The sequence below is a fragment of the Chryseobacterium sp. HNCC26DJ239 genome (genome assembly GCF_057180445.1).
In genome coordinates, this window is the sequence record NZ_JBXUGJ010000003.1 from 291864 (window position 1) to 307679 (window position 15816).

A 15816-nucleotide genomic window follows, 5' to 3' on the forward strand; every position below is an offset into this window, starting at 1 on the left:
TTATGATTGAAGTTGAATTATTTAGCTTCAAAATAAACTCTTCTGTTTGCTCTGTTTTTCCATTCAGGGCATTTTTCAGCAGGGTCGCATTCAGGATATTTAAGGTCTTTTTCACCTCTACCCACAGCGTTTAGCTTAGAAGCTTCAACACCATTTTTAATTAGATATTCTTTTACGCTGTTTGCTCTTCTTTGAGATAATTTTTGGTTGTACTCATCAGAAGCTCTTGTATCTGTAGCTCCAATTACAGTGTAAGTTCCGTTAGAAGAGTTGATATAATTTACAGCATTGTTAAGAATTGGCGTATTTGAAGGTAAGATTCTGTCAGAATTTAAGTCAAATTCAATACCATCTAATTTTGTTTCTTCTTCTTTTACAGTTCCCGCGTCTACTATCGTTGTAGGGCAACCATTATTTTCAACTGGTCCTGGAACTGTTACACACTGATCGTTAAGATCAATAACACCATCAAGGTCTGTATCTAGTGCAACACCAGCACCATCTACTCTTGCTCCTGCAGGAGTATCAAGTTGTCTGTCCCAATCGTCGCAAACACCATCGTTATCTAAGTCTCCTTTTTTACAAACTTCGATATCTTGGTTTTTCTCGGCTAAAACATCCAGTTTCCAATAGATTTCTTGCAATGGGTCATGCCACATTAAGTGAGATTCATGTTTTCCAAGTTTTAAGGAAACACCTAAAGTAGCGTTAAAGAAGTTATCTGAAATCTGATCTTCTCTTTTGTTGATCGCGCTATATTGCTCGCCACCACCATCAAATTCATCATCACCAGTATAAACGTACATTAAACGTCCTTCTACGTCAAACCTTCTGCTAATTTTATATTTTAAACCAGCACCTGCTTGTCCGAACATAGAAGTACCTTTAAATAATTTTACTTCAGTAGCCAGTCTTTGCCCTGCTTCATCTTCTTGGTAAGCTCTGTATCCCATTATACCGATACCTGCATAACCATGTAAAGCCCATCTGTAAGGAGATTTGTTGTCTACTCTTCTTAAAAGGTTAGAAATATTAAGGTCTCCTAATAAAGAGATAGCGTCATATTGAGTTCTTGCGCCCACCCTTTGGTACACAGAAGTATCCATAGGAGCTTTATCTTTTGTATTAAACCAACCTTGTCTAGTTTCTCCTTTGTCGTACTGTAAGTTTAAACCAAATGCGTGAGTAATTGCTTTATCGATACTTACGTACATCGAGTATCCAAAAAGGTTTTTACCGTTTGCATTTTTTATAGAGGTTAAGTCTCCAGACTGGATTAGTGGCACACCTGCTCCTGCAGAAATTGCCCAATCATTAAATCTTTTAGACTTTTGGGTGAATTTAGAAACATTTGCAGAACCAGACGAAAATGTATTAGGATACTTTTGGTCAGAAGAAACTGCTGTCGAGTCTTGTGCAAAGTTTAGTGTCGGAATCGCTAAAGCAAATGCAACAATTGCTAAACTTAATTTCATAGTGTATTTTTTTATTTTGTTATTAAATGTTTTCAAATAGAGTCGGTTGTTTGTCTAGTAAATAAACCACAGGTTTATGTTTACTTAGGACAGCCGTTGTTTTCTTGTGGACCGGCCACAGTAACACACTTGTCATATAGATCAATAACTCCGTCAAGATCCATATCCAAAGAAACACCTGCGCCATCTACTCTTGCACCGGCTGGTGTATCTAGTTGTCTGTCCCAATCATCACATACGCCATCATTATCAATATCTCCTTTTTCACAAACGACTAATTGAACATTTTTATTTTCCAGTACGTATGTACGTGCGTAAATTTCCTGCAAAGGATCGTGCCAAGCAAGATGCGTTTGATGTTTTCCAAGTTTGAAAGACATTCCTAAAGCAAAGCTCATTGCCGCATCTGAATAGGTGTCATTAATTAAGTTGTAATTAATTCTGTCTCCGGCAGGAGTATCTAATGATCTTCCTTCTCCACCACCATCAAATTCCTCATCCATACTGTTAATATAGATTACTCTTGCTTCAACATCGATAAGTTTTGATACATTGTACTTTAAACCCAGCGCAGCTTGCCAGAAGAAAGATGCTATTTGAAGTTTTTGATCATTTCTAATAGGAATTCTAGGAGGATTTGTGCTCCATCTTGAGGTGTCGTTGTCGATCAACTCTGTTTTAAATGCCATAAGACCTCCACCAAGGTAGCCATGTAATGCCCATCTGTACGGAGATTTGTTATCAACCCTTCTTAATAGATTAGAAAAGTTAATATCTCCTAATACTGATACTTGTTGGTACTTAGTCCATGCATTTGCGATTCCAGCTGCAGGATTGGTTGCCAATTCTGCTTGCTGTTTAGTTTCTCCCATTTGGTATTGTAAATCGATACCAAAGGTGTGATTAATCTGCTTATCAATACTTGCATAAGCATTCCATCCCCATTTTACTTTTCCTCCGTGGAACGAAGTTACATCAGAAAATGTCATAAACGCAGGACCTCCTCCTACAGAAACTGCCCAGTCTCTAAACTTTCGGCTTGAGTTGGTAAATTGTTCTACGTTTGCTGATCCCGAAGAAAAAGTGTTAGGATATTCGCTGGAGTGACTTATTGCAATACTATCCTGTGCATAAGTTGCGATAGGTAATGCAGCCAACAATAATAAACCTAATTTCATACAAAATGTTTTATGTTTTTTTATTTTAAACTTTCTAACAGTATTTGCGAAAATTCTCTTTCATAAAGATGTCTGGAGTGAGGGATTTCCAATCTTTTTGAAGAAAATGCTATATTGTTATAAGTTATTATATCTATATCTATAGATCGGTCAGTATACTCGCGAGTGCCGCCCGAATCTACAGTTCTTCCCATTTTTCTTTCAATATTTTTCAGAAAGTTAAGAAGCTGAATTGGAGATAGATCTACTTCAATTCGTACTGCAATATTACAAAAAATATTAGAACTAACAAACTCAACGGGTTCCGAATACAAAAATTCACTTTCAGAAATGATGCGAATATTATTTTTTGTAAGCTCCTGTAATGCAATCTCTAGATTTTTTTTTTGATCTCCAATGTTACTTCCGAGTAACAAAACGGCATAGTTGTACGACATATTCGTAAAAGTTATTATTTATGAAGAGTTTCTTTAAAAATGTCTTAGCAAATATAGTGGCTATAGTAATTATTTTTGCTCTGTTTTTTTTCTTTTTTATTATAATGATTGTGGTTGGCTCTGCCAGTGATAATGCAAAAGTAGAAGTGAAGAAAAATTCTGTACTTACCATTAATTTAAAAACTGATATTATTGATAGTCCTACAGAAATTCAGGCAGATTTTTTTGCATTTAATAAAAAAAGCAAAGAAGTTTTAATCTATGATGCTGTTGAAGCTATTAAAAAAGCTAAAGATGATGACAATATTAAAGGCATCAGTATTGAAGCAGACGAAATTAACGCAGGAATTACGCAGATTGATGATTTAAGAAATGCAATTTCAGATTTTAAAAAGAGTGGCAAATTTGTGTATGCTTACGGAAATACAGTGTCTCAATCGTCTTATTACTTAGGTTCGGTGGCGGATCAATACTTTCTTAATCCGTCTGGAGGAATAGAATTGAAAGGTTTGGCAACTGAAGTTACTTTCTTTAAAGATTTCGCTGATAAATACGGAATTGGCATTGAAGTCATTCGCCACGGGAAATTTAAATCTGCGGTAGAACCATTTATTACCAATCAAATTTCGCCAGAAAATAAAGAGCAGTTAAGTACTTTACTGAATGATATCTGGAATAGTACTTCTGCTAAAATCGCAGTTTCTAGAAAAATTGAATTACCTCAATTCAAGACGGTTGTAGATAGTCTTTACGGAATGATCCCAGAAGAAACCGTGAAGTTTAAATTGGCAGACAAGCTTATGCAAAAAACTGAGTACGATCAAATGCTGAGAACTAAGTTGAAATTGGACGAAAAAGATAAACTGTATAAAATTTCTCTAAATAAATATGTAGATTCTTTTAATGATGATGAAAAAGAGAGTGAAAGAATCGCGGTATTGTATGCTTCAGGCTCCATTAATAGTGGTGATGAGTATAATGATATTTCTTCTGAAAAATATTTAGAATACATTAAAGATCTTCAGGAAGATAAAAAAGTAAAAGCGGTAGTACTTCGTATTAACTCTCCAGGAGGAAGCGCAAATGCTTCTGACGAAATTCTTTTTGAATTACAACAGTTGAAAAAGAAAAAGCCACTTATCGTATCTTTTGGTGATTACGCAGCTTCTGGCGGTTATTATATCGCAATGGCTGCAGATAAGATTTATTCTCAGCCAAATACCTTAACCGGATCTATTGGAGTTTTTGGTGTAATGCCTTACTTTAAAGATCTAGCAGCAAAAAATGGGGTACGTTCTGATGTTGTCGCTACCAATGCAAACTCAAATTATTTTTCTGGGCTTAATGGTCTTTCTCCTCATGGTAGAATAATGATGACTAAAAGCGTGGAAGGTACTTACAAAAGATTTGTACATTTTGTAACGCAAAACAGAAAAAAATCTTTCGAGCAGATTGATGCTGTTGGTGGCGGTAGAGTTTGGAGCGGTGTTCGTGCTAAGGAAATTGGTTTGGTAGACGAATTAGGTTCTTTACAAGACGCTGTGAAATTTGCAGCAACCAAAGCCAATGTGAAAAGTTATAGCGTAAAATCTTATCCGCAAGAAAAAACCGCTTTTGAACAGATTTTTGAAGATATGAATGAAGACGATATCTCTGCAAAAGTTTTAAAGAATAAAATCGGGAAAACTAATTACGAAATTCTGATGCAGCTTTCTGATAGAAAACTTCAATCTGAAGTGAAGATGGAAATGCCCTTTCAGATTAAAATAGACTAATTTATATTGTTTCATAAAAATCCCGCAACTGAATTTCAGTTGCGGGATTTTGTTTTTTAAATCGAAAATAAATTAAGCTTGTTTTTTGGTAAGCATTTCGTAAATCCAAATTACGATTAATGCGCCTCCAATGGCAAGTGCCCAACTTCTGAAATTCCAGAAAGAACCAATGTCTCCCCAATGTAATACGTAAACTCCTATTAATCCTCCCACAAAAGCACCTACGATGCCTAAAATGATTGTAATTAACCAGCCTCCGCCTTGTTTTCCAGGCATAATTGCTTTAGCGATTGCTCCCGCTAATAGACCAAAAATGATCCAAGTGATAAATCCCATAGTTTAAATTTTTTAAAAATTAGTGTTGTTGTTACGTTAGCTAATTTATAAAAAAATCATACCATTTATCGTTTTTTGAAAAAAGAATCTACAAATTCGCTTCCATTAAACAATTGAAGATCGTGCATTTTTTCTCCTACACCAATATATTTTACGGGGATTTGGAACTGGTCTGAAATTCCGATTACAACACCGCCTTTTGCTGTTCCGTCAAGTTTTGTAACGGCTAAAGCATTCACTTCTGTAGCTGCGGTAAACTGTTTTGCCTGCTCGAAAGCGTTTTGCCCTGTAGAACCATCTAAAACCAATAGAATTTCGTGTGGCGCATCAGGAATTACCTTTTGCATCACTCTTTTAATTTTAGAAAGTTCATTCATCAAATTAATTTTATTGTGAAGTCTTCCAGCGGTATCAATAATGACCACATCTGCATTTTGAGCAACCGCACTTTGTACCGTGTCGAAGGCTACAGAAGCAGGATCAGAACCCATTTCCTGTTTTACGATAGGAACACCCACTCTTTCGCTCCAAATTACCAATTGGTCTACTGCTGCGGCTCTAAAGGTATCTGCAGCTCCAAGAACTACTTTTTTGCCTTCAGATTTAAATTGATGAGCCAATTTCCCGATCGTTGTGGTTTTACCAACACCATTTACTCCAACAACCATAATTACATACGGTTTTTTTGAAACATCAATATTTCCTGTTCCGCGGTGCGGATTTTCAAGAAGTAAACCAGAGATTTCTTCACGAAGGATTTTATCGAGTTCACCAACCCCAACATATTTATCCCTTGCAACGCGTTCTTCAATTCTTCCGATAATTTTGATGGTGGTAGACGCGCCGACGTCGGATGCTATGAGGATCTCTTCTAAGTCGTCTAGTACCTCATCATCTACTTTAGATTTGCCGACAACGGCTTTTGTCATTTTTTCGAAAAAGCCTTGACTCGATTTTTCTAAACCTTTATCAAGCGTTTCTTTTTCTTCTTTTTTAAAAATGTTTTTAAACCAACTCATTCTTTTGTATCAATGATTAATGATAATGGATAAATAATTTTACATTTTTTTAAACGTAAAATTTCGAGGAACAAATATAACAAAAAAACTACCCGAAAGCCGGATAGTTTTTGTATTTCGATAGTACGAAGTAATTATTTTTTCAAATAACCTTCTACTTCGTCTGCGTTCATTACTTTTTCTTCGAAAACGTAAGCTCCTGATTTAGAAGACTTCACCATTTTCACTACTTTGGTCATTTTTTTAGACCCAGTTTGTAGGGTTGCTACTACTTTCTTTGCCATGGTAAATTATATTTTATAAATTACTTGATTTCTTTGTGTACGGTAACTTTTTTAAGAACTGGATTGTACTTCTTAAGCTCCAATCTTTCTGTAGTGTTCTTTTTGTTTTTAGTAGTAATGTATCTAGACATTCCAGCTACTCCGCTTTCTTTATGCTCTGTGCATTCAAGAATTACTTGAACTCTGTTTCCTTTTTTTGCCATGATTTAATTATTTTTTAATAAATCCGTTTCTAGCTGCTCTCTCAAGAGCTTCCTCGATTCCAATCTTGTTAATCACTCTCAATCCATGAGCTGAAACTTTTAAAGTAACGTGCTTTTCTTGCTCTGGAAGGTAAAATTTCTTCTCCAATAAGTTAATTTCAAAACGACGCTTCGTTTTGTTATTAGCGTGAGAAACGTTGTTACCAACCATTGCACGCTTTCCTGTTATCTGGCAAATTCTTGACATATCTCGATGTTCTTATTTGTATAAATATTTGAGGTTGCAAAATAACGAATAATATTTTTAATAGACAAGTGCTTTGCAAAATTATTTATTAAAATTTTATCCGCATTATTTTGAAAATGAAACTTAAGCCTTGCTACGGTTCATTTTTTTCTTGGCCACATCTACGATGAGGTAGAAGATTAAAAACCCAAAAGCAAAAAGACAAATTCTTGAAATAAAGTCGCCGGTTCTGGTGTAGAAAGTTTCGGTTTCGTACAGCTTTATTTTTGCAAATAATGCAGTTTTATCACCATATAAAGTGTCTTCTTCAATTTCTCCAAGCGCATTGATATGAGCAGAAATTCCGCTGTTTGCAGCTCTTGCAATTTCTCTTCTGGTTTCTATAGAACGTAATTTTGCATAAGAAAGCAATTGTCTGTGTCCTTCAGAAACGCCCCACCAAGAATCGTTGGTCATGATGGCTAAAAAGTTTGCGCCTTTTTTTACGTAATCGGTTACAAATTCTCCGTAAATACTTTCGTAGCAAATAATCGGAGCGATTTTAGCTTTATTGAAAGGATTCTTAAAAGCCACTCTTTCTTTGTCGATTCCCAATGAAGCAACAGTTCCTCCTAAATTAAGCATTGCGTCTCCTAAAATAGGCTTTAAATAGCTCATGTAAGGGAAGATTTCAACGCCAGGAACCAATTTTCCTTTGTGATACACTTCTACTTTTTGATTAGGAACAATTTGTATGGCTGAGTTGTAGCTTTCAATCCAAATTCCTGAATTAATTTGATAGGCTTCCTTCGGAAGTGTTTCACCACTTCTATAATATCTGTGTGAAGAAATTCCTGTCGCAAAAGTAGAACCAGGATGTTTTGCTAAAAATTCTTTTACACGGTTTAAGATACTGCTTTTTTCAAACCCCGTTTCTGAGAATGAACCTCTTCCGGGAAGAGCGGTTTCTGGCGCAAGATAGTAGTCAATTTTTGTGGTCGAATTTCTTTCTGCTAAACTTAAAAGGTCGTTGGTAATCGTTAAACTGTCCTGCGTATATTTTTCAGCGTATGGATCTAAATTAGGTTGAAGCATCAAAACATTCACTTCACCGATGGGTTTTTCATTAAAACTATTGTATTTCGCAATAGAAATAAGCATCGGAACGGCAATTAATGCAGTAATAATAGAAGAATTGATGATTAAATCTTTTCTTTTTCGAGCAGCTTGCCAAATTCTAACAGTGTAAAAAATAAATACATTAATAATTAGAATCCAGAAGCTTCCGCCAGTTGCGCCTAATGTGTCGTACCATTGAATTAATTTTGGATATTCAGAAAAAGAATTTCCTAAATTCAACCAAGGCCAAGTGAATTCCCAATTGAGGTGGAATTTCTCGAAACACATCCAAAAACTAATGAAAAAAGCCAGTCCCCAATACGTTCCCATCGCTTTTTTAAACCAATGATAACATTGGAAAACAAGTGAATAGAGTAGGGAATTAACCAAAACTGGAAATAAAACAGCTAAAAGTGAATGGCTTCCGTCCGGATTTTTTGCTCCGTAAAGCCAACCTGTTGTTACCGTATTCCAAATGATAAAACAGAGGTAAGAAAGCCCGAAAACGACCCAGCTTTTTCTTTTGTAATTTGAAAATTTCGCGATATCATGTTCCATCATTAAAAGTGGAACGAGTGCAATAAATATGAAGAACGGCACGCCGTAAGTAGGCCATGAAACCGAAAGCAACATCGCTGCAATGAGCGTGAGTAATAGATGTTTCATTAAATATCTTTAACGCACAAATTTAGTGTTTTTGAAATGAATATCTTTGCTTCTGATGTTAAAGAAGTTTTATCAATTTGTCATTTTTCCGTACACGGTATTTTTGCTCTACCTTATGTTTTTAGGAATGGGTAGATTTCAGTTTGAGGAAAACGTTGTTCGGGTAGAACCGTTGTTTTCTACCTTAAAATTTATTCAAAACACCATTTCTTGGTGGGATATTGTGCGTATTGTTGTTGGGAATGTCGTTATGTTTATTCCGTTTGGATTTTTGGGTTGGGTTTTTCCTAAACTTAAAAATTTACGCGATTTACTTTTTACTTTTGTAGCATCCATCGTAATCGTAGAAGGATTGCAATATTTTACCCGCCTCGGAATTTTCGAGGTTGATGATGTTATTCTCAATACTTTCGGAGTTTTTCTTGGCTACCAAATTTGCGTGTTTTTAGAAAAGAAATTTAGCCGTTTAGTTCTTTAGCACGTTTTTCAGCATTTAGAATTCCGGATTTTAAAATTTCTTTTAAATCTTTTTCATTGAAAGTTTTTAAAGCGGCTTCAGTTGTTCCTCCTTTCGAAGCAACATCTTTGATAAGGTCTTCCAGATTTTTTTCAGAATTATTAATCAAATGATACGCTCCCAACATCGTTTGTTTTACAAATAATTTTGAAAGATTTTCATCGATTCCCATCTCGGTTCCGGCTTTAATCATCGCATCAACAATGTAATAAAAATAAGCAGGGCCGCTTCCGGAAAGCGCTGTTACACCATCCAAAAGTTCTTCGTTTTCTAAATAAACCGACCTTCCTGTAGAGTTTAAAAGTCTTTCAATATTAATGAGCTGACTAAAAGAAATGCCTTCTGCAGCGGTGTAGCCAGTAATTCCCATCCCTAAAAGAGTAGGCGAATTGGGCATTGCTCTTACGACTAATTTGTGTTGAAGAATATTTTGAATTTTCTCAATTTTAATTCCGGCCATTATCGACAGAATCATTTGATTTTCCTTTAATTTAAACTTAAAATTCTCTGCCGCTTTTTGAAAATCCTGAGGTTTTACTGCGACGATTATTAAATCTGCATCTATTTCTGAAACTTCATTAAAAATTGAGACTTCCGATTTTGGAAATTCATTTTTAATTTTTGTGATTTTGCTTTCGTTTCTTGTGATAAGATGAAGGTTTTCTGGCTTTATCAATTCATATTTTAAAAATGATTTTGAAAAAGATAAACCCATGTTTCCGGCTCCAATGATGGCGATTTTCATAATGTGTCTTTTTGATGTTAAAAATTAAAACGCTCAGAAACTCTGAGCGTTTTTTATAAGTAATGAGTAATCGGTAATGAGTAAGTTAGTTTTAAACTTCCATCTTCTCATCTCTGACTCTGTTAAATTCTTTCGATATCGGCACCGATGGCTTTTAATCTGCCGTCGATGTTTTCGTAACCTCTGTCGATTTGCTCAATGTTGTGAATGATCGATTTTCCTTCTGCAGATAATGCAGCAATTAATAGTGCGTTTCCGGCTCTAATGTCGGGAGAAACCATTGTTGTTCCTCTTAATGGTGTTTCTTGGTTTAAACCAATTACTGTTGCTCTGTGCGGGTCGCAAAGGATAATTTGTGCACCCATGTCGATTAATTTATCTACGAAGAATAGTCTAGATTCAAACATTTTTTGATGTACCAAAAGACTTCCTTTTGCTTGTGTTGCCACTACTAAAATAATAGAAAGCAAATCGGGTGTGAATCCCGGCCAAGGCGCATCTGAAACCGTAAGAATAGACCCGTCGATAAATTTTTGGATTTTATAATGTTCCTGTGACGGAATAAAAATATCGTCTCCGCTTTGTTCAAGCTGAATTCCCAGTTTTCTGAAAGTGTTTGGAATAACGCCTAATTGGTTCCAGTTTACATTTTTAATGGTGATTTCAGATTTTGTCATGGCTGCAAGACCAATCCAAGAACCGATTTCTACCATGTCTGGAAGCATTGTGTGTTCAGTTCCATGAAGGTTTGTTACGCCTTCAATTGTTAACAAGTTTGAACCAATTCCAGAAATATTTGCGCCCATTCTGTTCAACATTTTGCAAAGTTGTTGAAGGTAAGGTTCGCAAGCTGCGTTGTAAATTCTAGTTTTACCTTTTGCTAAAACAGCCGCCATCACGATGTTTGCTGTTCCAGTAACAGAAGCTTCTTCTAAAAGAATGAATTTCCCGTTCAATTCTTTAGCTTTTAAAGAATAGAAAAATTCTTCTTCGTCATAATGAAACTCTGCGCCAAGTTCTACAAGTCCCTGAAAGTGAGTGTCTAATCTTCTTCTTCCAATTTTGTCTCCTCCCGGAGTTGGCATGTATGCTTCACCATAACGAGCCAACATTGGCCCCATCAACATGATAGAGCCTCTTAATTTTGCTCCATCTTTTTTAAATTCAGAAGATTTAATATAATCAAAATTTACAGCATCTGCTTTGAAGGTGAAGTCTCCGTGACCGTTTTTAGTCACTTTTACTCCAAAATCTCCTAGAATTTCAATCAATCTATTAACGTCGTGGATATCCGGAATGTTTTTGATTCTAACTTCTTCATCAGTCATCAATACAGCACATAAAATTTGTAGTGCCTCGTTTTTTGCACCTTGTGGAGTAATTTCTCCATGCAATCTTTTTCCTCCTCTTATCTGAAATGTTCCACTCATTATCTTCTGTTCTTATGATTGTTGTTATTGTTATTGAATCTTCTTTTTGCTTGTTGGTTTTTGTTGTTATTGGCGTTTTTGTTATTGTTGTTTCTGTTGTTATTATTCGCGTAGTAGATTTTACTTTTTTCTAAACTGTCGATACCGGTAAGATCTAGTCTGTTTTCAGAAAGTTCTTTCAAATGTCTGAAGATTACATCGTCTGTAACGTGCTCTTTGTTGTAGACATTATAAGACTTCTTCATGTTGTTGGCAATTACTTCAATTAGGGCTTCTTTTTCGTCACCAGCTTCTAGCTCTATGGCTTTTTCTATCAATTGAAGAATACTTTTGCCATAAAATTTGAAATCCCCTTGAAGTTTAGGGTACTCCATTTTTTTAGGCTTTTCAGCAAGTTCTTCTGGTGTAGGAAAAGGGTAGGGAGATTCTACATCGAGCTCATAATTGGCAAGAATGTATAAATGGTCCCAAAGTTTATGTTTATAATTTTCTTCGTCTCTAAGGTGAGGGTTTCTTTGTCCCATAAAATCGATGATAGCCATTGCCATTTCGCTTCTTTCCTCTCTTGTAGGAAGCTCTTTGCAACGCTCAACCAACTGTTGTATAATTCTGCCATATTCTGGCATGTTAAGCTGTGTTTTTTGGGTATTGTATTCCATAATGTGCAAATATATGGATTAAAAGAAAAATCAGTCAGAAAATATTTAAAGTTTAAAAATATTTAACCATAGTTAGACATCAATAAACTTCTTCCTTTCTTCTTGAGTGGGTAAAAAACATTTTTGATTGCTAAGTTTCATTCTGTTTCTGGAAATAGCATCGTAAAGTTGGTCTGCTAAGAGTTTGGGAATAATTTTTCCTGTAAAACCTCCAATTTGATAGATTCCTCCTAGAAGATTTAAAACCTGAAGAACTGCGCCAGATTTCACCAAATAATAAGAGTTTTCCTTCCAAAGATAAAGGGTGTTGAATTCTTTTTGGTTTAAATTTCTGTCACGTAAAAATTTCTGTCCAAAATCGGATTGTAGGGAAGCGAATAGAAACTGGTTTTTGTGGTCTCTTTCTAAAATCCATTGAACCCAAAAGTTGCAAACTCCACATTCTCCGTCGAAGAAAATAATATGTTTTTGGTCTTTGTTTTCCACTTTATTGACCTGATTTTATTTGGGTGTCCTTAATCTGAAGTTTAAAATAATCTACCAATTTTTTTCTGTCTGCATCAGAAAGTTTTGCGTCTTGATGACCGATGTAATAAGATTCTAGAGGCATTTCTTTTTTCTCGATCATCTCTACAGTTTCTTCCATTTTATGGATTTGTCTTTTGGTTTCGTAAGTTGCAAAAGTTGAAAAATTGAGTTCTCTACGACCTTCATCGATATGATGTTTCAAAAACCAAGAAGAAGGTGCGATACTTGCGTACCAAGGATATTTTGTTTCGTTGCTATGGCAATCGTAGCAAGATGTTTTAATAAGTTTGGCAACATCGGGTGGCGTATTTTTAATGTTGATAAAATCCATACCCGGTTCCAATGGAGGGTTTGTTTTGTCGATTGGGAAAAACTGTATGATTACAAAAGCTACCAATACTATAACTATAATCTTTTTTACCATAATGTATTTTTTTAATGTTTTTAAAATTGCTACAATCTTCTTACCAAAATAAAAAAGTTAAGATAGTGATTATGTCGATTAGAAACAATCTAAATTTTATCAACCAAAATAATCTTCGGCATTATTGGTTTTTAAATTTAAAAATTGACTAAATTTAATGAGAATCAGAATATTTTATAGTTTTTATAAATCGTAAAAATTTTATCAATAGATTGTGTTTATCATAAGTCTGATTTACATTTGCATCAAATTAAACATTTAAAAAATTCATAATATGGAAAACGCAAAAGGAGACATCAGCAAATGCCCATTTCATAACGGGCAACTTAACCAAACGGTTGCAGGTGGTGGTACAGATAACCGCGATTGGTGGCCAAAGCAGCTTAGAGTAGATATTTTACGTCAGCATTCAAAACTTTCAGACCCAATGGATGAAAATTTTGATTACGCTGAAGCATTTAAATCTTTAGATTATGAAGGTTTAAAAAAAGATTTACATGCATTAATGACTGATTCTCAAGATTGGTGGCCTGCAGATTTTGGTCATTACGGTCCTTTGTTCATCAGAATGGCGTGGCACAGTGCAGGAACGTATAGAGTTTTTGATGGAAGAGGTGGTGGAGGAAGAGGTCAGCAAAGATTTGCTCCATTAAACAGCTGGCCGGATAATGTGAGTTTAGATAAAGCAAGAAGACTTTTGTGGCCAATCAAACAGAAATATGGAAATAAAATTTCTTGGGCAGATTTAATGATTCTTACTGGGAATGTTGCCTTAGAATCTATGGGTTTCAAAACATTTGGTTTTGCAGGTGGTAGAGAAGATGTTTGGGAAGCGGATCAAGATATTTATTGGGGTTCAGAGCATACTTGGTTGGGTAATGAGGAGCGTTATTCTGCCGGTGAAGCAGGTGTAAGTGGGCATGGAGTTGTTTCTTCTGATGAAAATGCGGATGGAGTAATGCATAGTAAAGATTTAGAAAAGCCTTTAGCAGCTTCGCATATGGGATTAATTTACGTAAATCCAGAAGGTCCAAACGGTAATCCGGACCCAATTGCAGCAGCGAAAGATATTCGTGATACGTTCGGAAGAATGGCAATGAACGATGAAGAAACGGTTGCTTTAATTGCGGGCGGTCATACTTTTGGGAAAACTCACGGAGCAGGTCCTGCAGATCATGTTGGTAAAGAACCTGAAGCGGCAGATTTGGCTTCTCAAGGTTTCGGCTGGGAAAGCTCTTATGGAACTGGTGTTGGTAAAGATGCTATTACAAGTGGTTTGGAAGTTACTTGGACGGAAACACCAACACAATGGAGTAATTATTTCTTTAAAAACTTATTTGAAAACGAGTGGGAGCTTACAAAAAGTCCTGCTGGAGCTCATCAATGGGTAGCAAAGGGAGGTGAAGAAATTATTCCTGATGCTTTTGATTCTTCTAAAAAACATAAACCAACCATGTTAACGACTGATTTATCGTTAAGATTAGACCCTGTTTATGAAAAAATATCAAGACGTTTTTACGAAAATCCTGACGAGTTTGCAGATGCTTTTGCAAGAGCTTGGTTTAAGCTTACGCATAGAGATATGGGGCCAAAAGCAAGATATTTAGGTGTAGAAGTTCCTACGGAAGAATTAATTTGGCAAGACCCACTTCCTGCTGCAGATTATGAATTGATTGATGAAAATGATGCACAAAATTTAAAAGCAGAAATTTTAAATTCAGGATTAAGTATTGCAGAATTGGTTTCTACAGCTTGGGCATCGGCTTCAACTTTTAGAGGAAGCGACAAGCGTGGTGGTGCAAATGGCGCAAGAATTCGTTTGGCTCCGCAAAAATATTGGGCAGTAAATAATCCTTCACAATTACAGAACGTTTTAGATAAATTAGAGTCTATTCAAAATAATTTTAATGCTTCACAAAGCGGAAATAAGAAAGTTTCTTTAGCAGATATTATTGTTTTGGCAGGAAATGCGGCGGTAGAAAAAGCGGCTTCTAATGGCGGTTTCAATGTTTCAGTTCCTTTTAATGTAGGAAGAACGGATGCTTCTCAAGCGCAAACAGATGTAGAATCTGTAGGCTATTTAGAGCCTGTTGCAGATGGTTTTAGAAATTACAGAAAAGGAAATAGAAATGTTTCTACAGAATCTCTTTTAATTGATAAAGCAAATCTTTTGACGTTGACAGCTCCTGAAATGGCAGTTCTTTTGGGAGGAATGAGAGTTTTAGACACCAATTATGATGGTTCTAAACATGGAGTTTTCACACAGAATTCTGAAGTGTTGAGCAATGATTTCTTCGTAAATCTTCTTGATATGAATACGCAATGGAAAGCAACTTCGAAAGATAGAGAGCTTTATGAAGGTGTTGATAGAAATTCTGGCGATTGGAAATGGTCTGCAACAAGAGCGGATTTAGTTTTTGGCTCAAATGCTGAACTGAGAGCGATTGCAGAAGTGTATGCTTCGGCAGATGCAAAAGAGAAATTTGTAAAAGATTTCGTAAAAGCTTGGACTAAAGTAATGAATTTGGATCGTTTTGATCTGAAGTAGTTTTTTAATTAAACCTATACAAAAGAAGCCACCGAAATTTATTTGGTGGCTTTTTGGTTAATCATAATTAAAAATTTTTGTTTGTAAATATTTGAAACTTCGACTAATAAGAAATCTTTGTGTGCTTGGCTAAGTGAAATATCAAAAAGTAGTTGTAAAAAGAACTTTGTGTTAAAATAAAAAGGAAGAAATGTAAACTGGAAAATATTAAAAACAAGTTCTTTTAAAAGAAATTACCAATTAATAC

General features: G+C 35.4%; 17 protein-coding genes. 3 read left to right on the plus strand and 14 right to left on the minus strand.

The window, feature by feature from the left end; genetic code table 11:
• Positions 1 to 17: 17 nt before the first annotated feature.
• From AC2A1D_RS07995 to folK, 3 genes are all read right to left on the minus strand, one after another.
• On the minus strand, positions 18 to 1475 hold the full coding sequence (locus AC2A1D_RS07995) for an OmpA family protein (protein WP_484043108.1): 1458 nt from the start codon (positions 1473 to 1475) through the stop codon (positions 18 to 20).
• 80 nt (positions 1476 to 1555) lie between these two features.
• On the minus strand, positions 1556 to 2653 hold the full coding sequence (locus AC2A1D_RS08000) for an OmpA family protein (protein WP_484043109.1): 1098 nt from the start codon (positions 2651 to 2653) through the stop codon (positions 1556 to 1558).
• A gap of 20 nt (positions 2654 to 2673) precedes the next feature.
• Positions 2674 to 3090, minus strand: coding sequence for a 2-amino-4-hydroxy-6-hydroxymethyldihydropteridine diphosphokinase (folK, locus tag AC2A1D_RS08005; RefSeq protein ID WP_484043110.1), 417 nt, complete (start codon positions 3088 to 3090; stop codon positions 2674 to 2676).
• Between the two features lie 20 nt (positions 3091 to 3110).
• Here folK and sppA point away from each other — a divergent pair, with 20 nt between their 5' ends.
• Positions 3111 to 4865: a signal peptide peptidase SppA gene (gene sppA / locus AC2A1D_RS08010; protein WP_484043111.1), complete on the plus strand. Its 1755-nt coding sequence runs from the start codon at positions 3111 to 3113 to the stop codon at positions 4863 to 4865.
• A 72-nt stretch (positions 4866 to 4937) separates the two neighbouring features.
• On the opposite strand, the gene AC2A1D_RS08015 is transcribed toward sppA, so the two are convergent.
• From AC2A1D_RS08015 to lnt, 6 genes are all read right to left on the minus strand, one after another.
• Positions 4938 to 5201, minus strand: a complete 264-nt coding sequence (locus tag AC2A1D_RS08015) for a GlsB/YeaQ/YmgE family stress response membrane protein (protein WP_484043112.1) — start codon at positions 5199 to 5201, stop codon at positions 4938 to 4940.
• Between the two features lie 65 nt (positions 5202 to 5266).
• The gene (gene ftsY / locus AC2A1D_RS08020; RefSeq protein WP_484043113.1) at positions 5267 to 6220 is read right to left on the minus strand and encodes a signal recognition particle-docking protein FtsY; all 954 of its coding nucleotides are present in this window, start codon (positions 6218 to 6220) and stop codon (positions 5267 to 5269) included.
• A 134-nt stretch (positions 6221 to 6354) separates the two neighbouring features.
• Entirely contained in the window at positions 6355 to 6504 is a 150-nt protein-coding gene (locus AC2A1D_RS08025) for a DUF4295 family protein (protein ID WP_073065401.1), read from the minus strand.
• Between the two features lie 20 nt (positions 6505 to 6524).
• Positions 6525 to 6707, minus strand: coding sequence for a 50S ribosomal protein L33 (rpmG, locus tag AC2A1D_RS08030; RefSeq protein WP_039368104.1), 183 nt, complete (start codon positions 6705 to 6707; stop codon positions 6525 to 6527).
• A 7-nt stretch (positions 6708 to 6714) separates the two neighbouring features.
• Positions 6715 to 6954 carry a 50S ribosomal protein L28 gene (gene rpmB / locus AC2A1D_RS08035; protein WP_312075525.1) on the minus strand — a complete coding sequence of 80 codons (240 nt, stop codon included), beginning with the start codon at positions 6952 to 6954 and terminating at the stop codon, positions 6715 to 6717.
• Between the two features lie 123 nt (positions 6955 to 7077).
• On the minus strand, positions 7078 to 8718 hold the full coding sequence (gene lnt, locus AC2A1D_RS08040; protein ID WP_484043114.1) for an apolipoprotein N-acyltransferase: 1641 nt from the start codon (positions 8716 to 8718) through the stop codon (positions 7078 to 7080).
• A gap of 55 nt (positions 8719 to 8773) precedes the next feature.
• Here lnt and AC2A1D_RS08045 point away from each other — a divergent pair, with 55 nt between their 5' ends.
• Complete coding sequence (locus tag AC2A1D_RS08045; RefSeq protein ID WP_484043115.1) at positions 8774 to 9196, plus strand: VanZ family protein; 423 nt, start codon at positions 8774 to 8776, stop codon at positions 9194 to 9196.
• On the opposite strand, the gene proC is transcribed toward AC2A1D_RS08045, so the two are convergent.
• The 5 genes from proC to AC2A1D_RS08070 form a co-directional block, all read right to left on the minus strand.
• A complete protein-coding gene (proC, locus tag AC2A1D_RS08050) occupies positions 9177 to 9980 on the minus strand; it encodes a pyrroline-5-carboxylate reductase (protein ID WP_484043116.1) in 804 nt (267 codons plus the stop codon). The two genes, AC2A1D_RS08045 and proC, sit on opposite strands and share 20 nt — an antisense overlap.
• Positions 9981 to 10102: 122 nt before the next feature.
• On the minus strand, positions 10103 to 11410 hold the full coding sequence (gene murA, locus AC2A1D_RS08055) for a UDP-N-acetylglucosamine 1-carboxyvinyltransferase (protein WP_484043117.1): 1308 nt from the start codon (positions 11408 to 11410) through the stop codon (positions 10103 to 10105).
• The gene (locus AC2A1D_RS08060) at positions 11410 to 12069 is read right to left on the minus strand and encodes a DUF4290 domain-containing protein (RefSeq protein WP_484043118.1); all 660 of its coding nucleotides are present in this window, start codon (positions 12067 to 12069) and stop codon (positions 11410 to 11412) included. The genes murA and AC2A1D_RS08060 overlap by 1 nt, the downstream gene beginning before the upstream one ends.
• Before the next feature lie 72 nt (positions 12070 to 12141).
• Positions 12142 to 12555, minus strand: a complete 414-nt coding sequence (locus AC2A1D_RS08065; protein WP_484043119.1) for a thiol-disulfide oxidoreductase DCC family protein — start codon at positions 12553 to 12555, stop codon at positions 12142 to 12144.
• A gap of 1 nt (position 12556) precedes the next feature.
• Positions 12557 to 13021: a heme-binding domain-containing protein gene (locus AC2A1D_RS08070; protein ID WP_484043120.1), complete on the minus strand. Its 465-nt coding sequence runs from the start codon at positions 13019 to 13021 to the stop codon at positions 12557 to 12559.
• Between the two features lie 274 nt (positions 13022 to 13295).
• On the opposite strand from AC2A1D_RS08070, the gene katG reads away from it, so the two are divergent.
• The gene (gene katG, locus AC2A1D_RS08075; RefSeq protein ID WP_484043121.1) at positions 13296 to 15569 is read left to right on the plus strand and encodes a catalase/peroxidase HPI; all 2274 of its coding nucleotides are present in this window, start codon (positions 13296 to 13298) and stop codon (positions 15567 to 15569) included.
• The last annotated feature ends 247 nt before the right edge of the window (positions 15570 to 15816 follow it).

Excerpts from the sequence above, each read along its gene's own strand:
- AC2A1D_RS07995 (WP_484043108.1), bottom strand. The coding sequence starts at position 1,475 with ATGAAATTAAGTTTAGCAATTGTTGCATTTGCTTTAGCGATTCCGACA.
- AC2A1D_RS08000 (WP_484043109.1), bottom strand. The coding sequence starts at position 2,653 with ATGAAATTAGGTTTATTATTGTTGGCTGCATTACCTATCGCAACTTAT.
- folK (WP_484043110.1), bottom strand. The coding sequence starts at position 3,090 with ATGTCGTACAACTATGCCGTTTTGTTACTCGGAAGTAACATTGGAGAT.
- sppA (WP_484043111.1), top strand. The coding sequence starts at position 3,111 with ATGAAGAGTTTCTTTAAAAATGTCTTAGCAAATATAGTGGCTATAGTA.
- AC2A1D_RS08015 (WP_484043112.1), bottom strand. The coding sequence starts at position 5,201 with ATGGGATTTATCACTTGGATCATTTTTGGTCTATTAGCGGGAGCAATC.
- ftsY (WP_484043113.1), bottom strand. The coding sequence starts at position 6,220 with ATGAGTTGGTTTAAAAACATTTTTAAAAAAGAAGAAAAAGAAACGCTT.
- AC2A1D_RS08025 (WP_073065401.1), bottom strand. The coding sequence starts at position 6,504 with ATGGCAAAGAAAGTAGTAGCAACCCTACAAACTGGGTCTAAAAAAATG.
- rpmG (WP_039368104.1), bottom strand. The coding sequence starts at position 6,707 with ATGGCAAAAAAAGGAAACAGAGTTCAAGTAATTCTTGAATGCACAGAG.
- rpmB (WP_312075525.1), bottom strand. The coding sequence starts at position 6,954 with ATGTCAAGAATTTGCCAGATAACAGGAAAGCGTGCAATGGTTGGTAAC.
- lnt (WP_484043114.1), bottom strand. The coding sequence starts at position 8,718 with ATGAAACATCTATTACTCACGCTCATTGCAGCGATGTTGCTTTCGGTT.
- AC2A1D_RS08045 (WP_484043115.1), top strand. The coding sequence starts at position 8,774 with ATGTTAAAGAAGTTTTATCAATTTGTCATTTTTCCGTACACGGTATTT.
- proC (WP_484043116.1), bottom strand. The coding sequence starts at position 9,980 with ATGAAAATCGCCATCATTGGAGCCGGAAACATGGGTTTATCTTTTTCA.
- murA (WP_484043117.1), bottom strand. The coding sequence starts at position 11,410 with ATGAGTGGAACATTTCAGATAAGAGGAGGAAAAAGATTGCATGGAGAA.
- AC2A1D_RS08060 (WP_484043118.1), bottom strand. The coding sequence starts at position 12,069 with ATGGAATACAATACCCAAAAAACACAGCTTAACATGCCAGAATATGGC.
- AC2A1D_RS08070 (WP_484043120.1), bottom strand. The coding sequence starts at position 13,021 with ATGGTAAAAAAGATTATAGTTATAGTATTGGTAGCTTTTGTAATCATA.
- katG (WP_484043121.1), top strand. The coding sequence starts at position 13,296 with ATGGAAAACGCAAAAGGAGACATCAGCAAATGCCCATTTCATAACGGG.